The sequence below is a fragment of the Streptomyces sp. NPDC020801 genome (genome assembly GCF_044334385.1).
In the GTDB taxonomy this organism is placed as follows: domain Bacteria; phylum Actinomycetota; class Actinomycetes; order Streptomycetales; family Streptomycetaceae; genus Streptomyces.
The window spans coordinates 1-6336 of record NZ_JBIRST010000060.1; the positions used below are offsets into that span (position 1 = coordinate 1).

4 protein-coding genes and 4 pseudogenes are annotated in these 6336 nt (G+C 65.0%); 3 read left to right on the forward strand and 5 right to left on the reverse strand.

Translation table 11 applies throughout. The features are described from left to right. Positions 1-145 precede the first annotated feature (145 nt). Entirely contained in the window at positions 146-2893 is a 2748-nt protein-coding gene (locus ACH4UM_RS41510) for a ricin-type beta-trefoil lectin domain protein (RefSeq protein ID WP_398191796.1), read from the forward strand. A 5-nt stretch (positions 2894-2898) separates the two neighbouring features. On the opposite strand, the pseudogene ACH4UM_RS41515 reads toward ACH4UM_RS41510, so the two are convergent. From ACH4UM_RS41515 to ACH4UM_RS41535, 5 genes and pseudogenes are all read right to left on the reverse strand, one after another. Beyond that, positions 2899-3186, reverse strand: a pseudogene (locus ACH4UM_RS41515) (hypothetical protein); the annotation flags it as partial. Between the two features lie 255 nt (positions 3187-3441). Then, positions 3442-3771 (reverse strand): annotated as a pseudogene (locus ACH4UM_RS41520) (IS110 family transposase); the annotation flags it as partial. Beyond that, positions 3728-4063, reverse strand: coding sequence for a hypothetical protein (locus ACH4UM_RS41525; protein ID WP_398191799.1), 336 nt, complete (start codon positions 4061-4063; stop codon positions 3728-3730). The gene ACH4UM_RS41525 and the pseudogene ACH4UM_RS41520, both read right to left, overlap by 44 nt. 5 nt (positions 4064-4068) lie before the next feature. After that, positions 4069-5004, reverse strand: coding sequence for a hypothetical protein (locus ACH4UM_RS41530; RefSeq protein ID WP_398191802.1), 936 nt, complete (start codon positions 5002-5004; stop codon positions 4069-4071). A gap of 7 nt (positions 5005-5011) precedes the next feature. After that, positions 5012-5158: a hypothetical protein gene (locus tag ACH4UM_RS41535; RefSeq protein ID WP_398191805.1), complete on the reverse strand. Its 147-nt coding sequence runs from the start codon at positions 5156-5158 to the stop codon at positions 5012-5014. A 110-nt stretch (positions 5159-5268) separates the two neighbouring features. Here ACH4UM_RS41535 and ACH4UM_RS41540 point away from each other — a divergent pair. Beyond that, positions 5269-5514 (forward strand): annotated as a pseudogene (locus ACH4UM_RS41540) (LCP family protein); the annotation flags it as partial. Positions 5515-5797: 283 nt separating this feature from the next. Continuing rightward, a pseudogene (locus ACH4UM_RS41545) lies at positions 5798-6069 on the forward strand (ISL3 family transposase); the annotation flags it as partial. Between the last annotated feature and the right edge of the window lie 267 nt (positions 6070-6336).

Sequence of the window (6336 nt, forward strand, 5' to 3'; positions counted from 1 at the left end):
CCCGGCATGGAACGGAACCCAATCGGGGGGATCTGCGACCAGCTACGCACAGACCACGCTCGGCTCGGATGCCACCGCAACGTTGGCGACGCTCCGGAGCACGCATCTCACTGACTGGCACGACTTCTGGAACTCGGCCGCGCTCATGAAGATCGCCTCCGACGACGGTACCGGCCAGTACATGCAGGTACTGCGAACGCTCGATCTGTACGTCGCGAATTCGTCGAGCAGCAGCTCGTACCCGGGCTCGCAGGCGGGTGTGGCCGATCTGTTCTCGTCCGTTGGTGATTACCACCAGTGGGACCCGAGCGTCTTCTGGCACTGGAATCTTCGGATGCAGACGGCGGCCAACCAGTCGTCCGGCACGTCGCAGCTGAACAACCCGTTCTTCAACTTGTACCTGAGCAACCTCAAGAACATGCAGACCTGGACGACGGTGAACATGCACGTCGCAGGTCTGTTGATCGGCGACGGTTCCCAAGACTGTCTCGACGTTGTCGGCGGCTCGCACAGTGCGGGGACTTCCGTCGACATCTGGGGGTGCTCGCGCGGCGCAGCGAACCAGACGTGGGCGTGGAACCCCACCACCGACCAGTACACGGTCTACCAGGGACAGAGCTATGCGATGTGTCTGGACACCTCAGGCAGCAACGTCGTGGTCAACACCTGTAGCACGGCGCAGTCGCAGCAATGGACTCCCCAAGCCAACGGGGGGATCACGAACAAGGCAGGCCAGTGCCTGGACGTGACCGGCGGCTCCACCAGCCAGGGCTCGCTCGTCGGCGTGTACACATGCGGAAGTCCACTGGGCAGTAATCAGATCTGGCGCAACCCCGACATCTGTGTTCCGGAGGCCATGCGCTTCAACGGCAACGGCTACCAGAACGGATCGGCGGCTAGCTGCGTCAACACCGACAAGAGCGGCCCCACCTACAACGCGCGGACCCTCTCAACCGGCGCTGAGGTGGGTTTGGAGGTCTGGAACCAGTACCTCGACTCGGGTGACACCACGTTCTTGAACACCTACTACCCGTTGATGAAGGACGCAGCCGAGTTCTTGCTCGACTACTCGACTACCGGCGCTGACGGCAAGTTGCACACTTACCCGTCGAACGCGCACGAGACGCAGTGGGATGTACACGACCCGGCGACGGACATCGCCGCGATGACGGCGTTGTTCCCCGCGGTCAAGTCGGCAGCGCAGACGCTCAACGTCGATACGAGTCTACAGGCCGAACTGACAACCGCGATTGGCAAGCTCCGTGACTTCCAGACGACGGCTCTGTCGACGTTGGTCGGTACCAGTTCGGACATGTGTCTCGGCGTGCCCTCAGGCGCGAATAGTGCGGGGACTACGGTCGCCATCTATCCGTGCGCGGACTGGAGGGCATACCAGAGCTGGGTATACAACGCGACGTCGAAGCAGTACACGATCTACGCGGGCCAGAACTATGCGCTGTGTCTGGACACCTCAGGCAACAACGTCGTAGCCAACACCTGTAGCAGCACGGCGACCACGCAGCAGTGGACTCCCCACACCAGCGGCGCCAGCACCGGGGAGATCACGAACTCGGCAGGCCAGTGCCTGGACGTGACCGGAAACGCCGTGGCCTCTGGCTCGCCCGTCGGCGTGTACACATGCGGCAGTCCACCGGGCGGTAACCAGACCTGGATCTCGAGCCCTGTCATCGCGATGTCGAACGACGTACCGTCGGAGTTGTCCGATAAAGCCTCGGGCCAGTGTCTCGACGTGGCCGGTGATTCGCACAATGCGGGGACTTCCGTCGACATCTGGCCGTGCTCGGCCGGTCCGGAGAATCAGAGCTGGGTATACAACGCGACGTCGAAGCAGTACACGGTCTACGCAGGCCAGAGCTATGCGTTGTGTCTGGACACCTCTGGCAGCAACGTCGTGGTCAACACCTGTAGCAGCACGGCGACCACGCAGCAGTGGACTCCCCAGACCAGCGGCGCCAGCACCGGGGAGATCACGAACTCGGCAGGCCAGTGCCTGGACGTAAGCGGCGGCTCCACCAGCCAGGGTTCGCTCGTCGTCGTGGACCAGTGTTCGAGTCCACCGGGCAGTAGTCAGATCTGGAAGAACGGGACGGGAACAACCAACAACCAGAACATCGGACTCGAGCCAGTGTGGCCGTACTCATTGATCGGCGATGACACGTCGTTGACGAATGAAGGCATCTCGACGTTCATGGCCCGCCCGAACCCCGTCGATGACGGCGGCGACTACGACTGGAACGTCGAGCCCATTCAAGCGGCGCGGCTCGGACTCAGCAGTCTGTTCGCGTCGACCCTCAAGCAGTCAGTCGTCAACAATCAGGTGTACCAGAACGGCTTCGGGTACTACGTCGCGACGACGAGCCCGCCTGCGGCGCCTTCCGAGTTCCTCGGTGAACAGCAGGGTGTCGTAGCGACGGCACTGAATGAGGCGCTGGCACAGGACTATGACGGTGAGCTGCGGATCGCGCCCAGCGTGCCGGCCACGTGGGACGTTGACGGCACCGTCGCAGTCCAGGGCGGTACCAGGGTGTCGGTGCAGATCCATCACGGCTCGATCGAGCCGGTCGGGATCACCGCGGGGCCCGGCGTCAATCCGAGTAGCGGCACTTACACGATCACGGTGCGCAACCCGTGGCCGGGCCAGTCCGTACAGGTCGTCGATGGGAGCAACACGTCAAACGTCGTCGTCTCACCGACGACGAGTTCCGAGATCAACATCACGGCCACCAGCGGCCATACGTACGTTGTCGAGCAGGTCTCCGCACCGATCACCGGGATGACCTACCAGCAGGTGACGGGCACACCCGCATCGCAGCCGATCACCCTTACCGGCAACATCGGAACCACCAGCGTCACGCGCAAGGTTGGGTTCTAGAAAGGTTACGCAAACCGAGTCGGCCTGCGCGCGAAGCGAGCGCGCAGGCCGACTCCGTTGTTCACTTGGTTGGTGGCGCGCCGGATCGGCCTGCGGAGCGTGACGAGTGCGGCTGCCAGGTAGAGGTAGAACTCCACGACCGCGCCGGTCTTGTCTGTACAGCGTCGCAACTCGCCGTAGCTGTTCTTCCAAGAGTGCGTACGCTCCCCGGTCCACCGTTTGTCGGCCTGGATCGGGGCGGGCGCTCCCTTGAGGGCGGCCTCTCCGGGGAAGCCCAATAGGGGACTTGTTGTTCTCCTAGCCTCTGCCGAAGCTGACGTTCTTCAGTGAGATAATTCCATCCTGAAGTCGCAGGTGAGGGTGCTTGTTTGGTGGCGGTCAGGTGTGATCCGGCTGGCAGAGGGACGTGATCACGTTTCTTGGTCATCTGTCAGCGGGCGATCTCGGCGTTGATCAGGATGAGCAGGGCTCGCAGCAGGGCGGTGGCGTGCTTGGGGTCCATGCGGACCTTGGTCAGGGTCCGCCAGACACCTCACGTTGCCAACGCGTCAAGCGGCGGTGGCGAGTTCGATGGGGAAAGCGGTGCGTTCGTCGAACAACTCGCGTCGCTGAAGAGAGTGATAGAGCTGTTCAAGCATTCGATTGAACAGGTTACGCAGGGCGGCCGCGTGCCAGTCTCCGTGTTCGTCGCGGCGCCGACGGTAGTGCGCCTTGGCCCCGGGTGATCCGTTCGGAGCGGCGAAGGCCCACAGGTAGCCGGCGTGGTTGAGTCGGTCGTTCTTCACCCACCGCCGCGTGATGTGTCCCCGGGCGTCGGTGAAGCGGGTGCGGTCGTCACCGATCTCGGCCAGGATCCGGGCGGCGAGCTGGATGCCTAGCTAGCGGCAGTGCGCGTTCGACGAGCTGGAGGAAACGGCTCCAGTCGCAGCGCACGCCGGCAGCGAGCCGGTACGGGTCCTCGCCCGCCTTGCGGCGCGGCACGTAGAGGTTGCCGGACGAGTCGCTGCCCAGGGAGCTGCGCAAGCCCTGCATCCGTGCGTTGAGGGTGCTCGTCGACCACGGGCTGACGGGATCCATGTCGGCACACAGCACATCCGCGCTGCGGCCGGGCCGGAAGTACAACAAGGCGGCCAGCTGCGCCATCCTCGGGCCGTGGCCGGTGCTGTCCACGCCCGTCACCTCAACCGGCCCCAGCTGGCTTTGAACAGCTGCGGCCACTCGTTGCCGTTGCCAAGTTCCTTCTGGGCGATCTTCGATAGGTAGTCGCCGTCCCGGGCGGTGACCACGTGTTCCTCTTTCTCCGAGGCGGCCGACGCAAGGTTGCTCAGCTGGGACCGCAAGCCTCCCGAAGCGGTGGCCTCGGAGTTGCTGTCCGCAGCGTGGTCGCCGGAAGCATCAGCGCTGACCTTGCCCCGGCCCGAGCGTGGGGTGGGATGGGCGCCGGTGGCGGGAGCCGCCTGCCGGGCGTCGTGGGGCAGCTTGATGACGGCCGTCTTTGGCAGGCACTGGTCGCCGGCGGTCAGTGCGGGGATGTCGGGGTTGAGGGCGGCGATGTCTTTCCACCGCTGGCCGTTGCCGAGGTACTTCTCGGCGAGGTCCCACGGGGTCTCGGTGGCCGACGTGATGGTGTGGGTGGGGTAGCCGGTGGCGGTGGTCGGTGTGCGGCTTGTCGCGGGCGTGGCGCTCGTGCTGGGTCCGCTCACGGTTTTGGTGACGGCGATGGCGGGTGCGGTGGTGGCGGCCGAGGCGGCGGTCGGGGCCAGGAGGACGATGCCGCCGACCAGGAAGCTGGCCAGGGATTGCATGCTGCCCAGGCCGCGGATGCGGGGTGCGGAGCGTCGGCGGGCGACAGCGACGACTTCGAGGGCGACGCTGAAGGTGAACGCGGCCCAAGCGGCCCAGCCGATCAGAGTGAGTGCGACCAGCCACAGGGTGCCGTCGTCCTGTTGGAGCAGGAGGTTCAAGCCGACGGAAAGCTCGGTGGGTTGGTGTCCGAGAGTGAGCAGGACGAGGGGGACGCCGCCGACCGGAGCGATCAGCAGGACGAGACCGATCAGAGCACGCAGCAGTGTGCCGGCGGCGCGTAGTGGTTTAGGGGTGCGGGGGGCCATGGGCGGTTCAGCCTCCAGCGGCTTGGGTCTGCAGGTGGGCGGTCGCGGTGCCGTCCAATTGGATCGTGCCCACACCGAGCAGGGACACGAAGTGGGTGGCGTAAGTGTCGCGGACGGTCACCGTCAAGGTCTGCCCACCGTCGGTGATCTGCACGTCCCCGTCGACGTTCGCGGCGGCGAGGTAGTCCAGTGCGGCCGCGCGTGCGGCGTCGGGGTCGATGGTGATGGCAGTGCCTTCGATCGCCTGGGCTGCGCAACACGGGGCTGCACGTCGACCACTACACGGAAGTCGGCTTCGCGGGATTCGTCGGCATCGTGAACGCCCTCGGCGGCGTGGAGATGTGTCTGGACAAGGACGTCAGGGACGAGAAATCGGGTGCGAACCTGACGAAGGGCTGCCACACCCTCAACGGACGCGCGGCGTTCGCGTTCGTGCGCCAGCGCCATCAGGACACCCAGGGTGACTTGGGGCGCACCGAGAACCAGCAGAAGTTCCTGTCCGCACTCGCGCGCAAGGCGGCCACGCCGGGCGTCGTCCTCAACCCTGCCAAACTCTACGAGACCACGAGCGCGGGCCTGGGCGCGCTCATCGTGGACAAGAACATGCGCCTGTGGGACCTTGCGGCGATGTTCCGGGCGATGAACAGCATCACGGTCGGCCAGGGGAAACGGTTCAACATTCCCGTGACCGGCCACAGCTTTCTCACCCACGCCGGCAGCGCCGTGAAGTGGAACACGACGCAGACGCAGAAACTCTTCACTGAACTGAGAAACGACCGGCCCGTGAACTACGAGGACGGAAGCCGACCGCCCCCGCACGACCACCGAGAAAACAGTCCGTGTGCGGGTGCGGCGTCTGGTGTGTCCCACGCTGGGCTACCGCCGTACCTTCCGCGAGCAGGTGCCAGGGGTGCTGGAGCGATACCAACGGCGAACCACTCGTCTGACCAGGCAAGTCAAGTCCGTAGTCAAGGAGTTGGCAGGCCGGGCAGGGGTGCGTCTGTCGGCTGGTACTCGCGGTGGGCTTGTCGCAACCACACAGCTTTGCGCGCGCTTGTGCGCATCCATTGGGTCGTGTCCGGACATTTGTCTCGCGAGGCGACGGGGGAATCCGTACCAGCAGGGTGAATCGGAAGGGGCTGCTCGGCTTCCATCCCGCGCTCCCGGGTCGCCATCGCGCTCATTGCGTCGTGAACGTTGATCGGATGTCGTCTTGGTGTGCTCTTTACCCTGTCGTGCGGTGTTGGTGGGTGAGTTTTTCGAGGGTGGGGATGAGGTCGGCGGGGGTGGGGGTGGTGTGGAGTTCGGTTTGCAGGCGGGTGGCGTGGTGGG

Excerpts from the sequence above, each read along its gene's own strand:
- ACH4UM_RS41530 (WP_398191802.1), bottom strand. The coding sequence starts at position 5,004 with ATGGCCCCCCGCACCCCTAAACCACTACGCGCCGCCGGCACACTGCTG.
- ACH4UM_RS41510 (WP_398191796.1), top strand. The coding sequence starts at position 146 with ATGAAGATCGCCTCCGACGACGGTACCGGCCAGTACATGCAGGTACTG.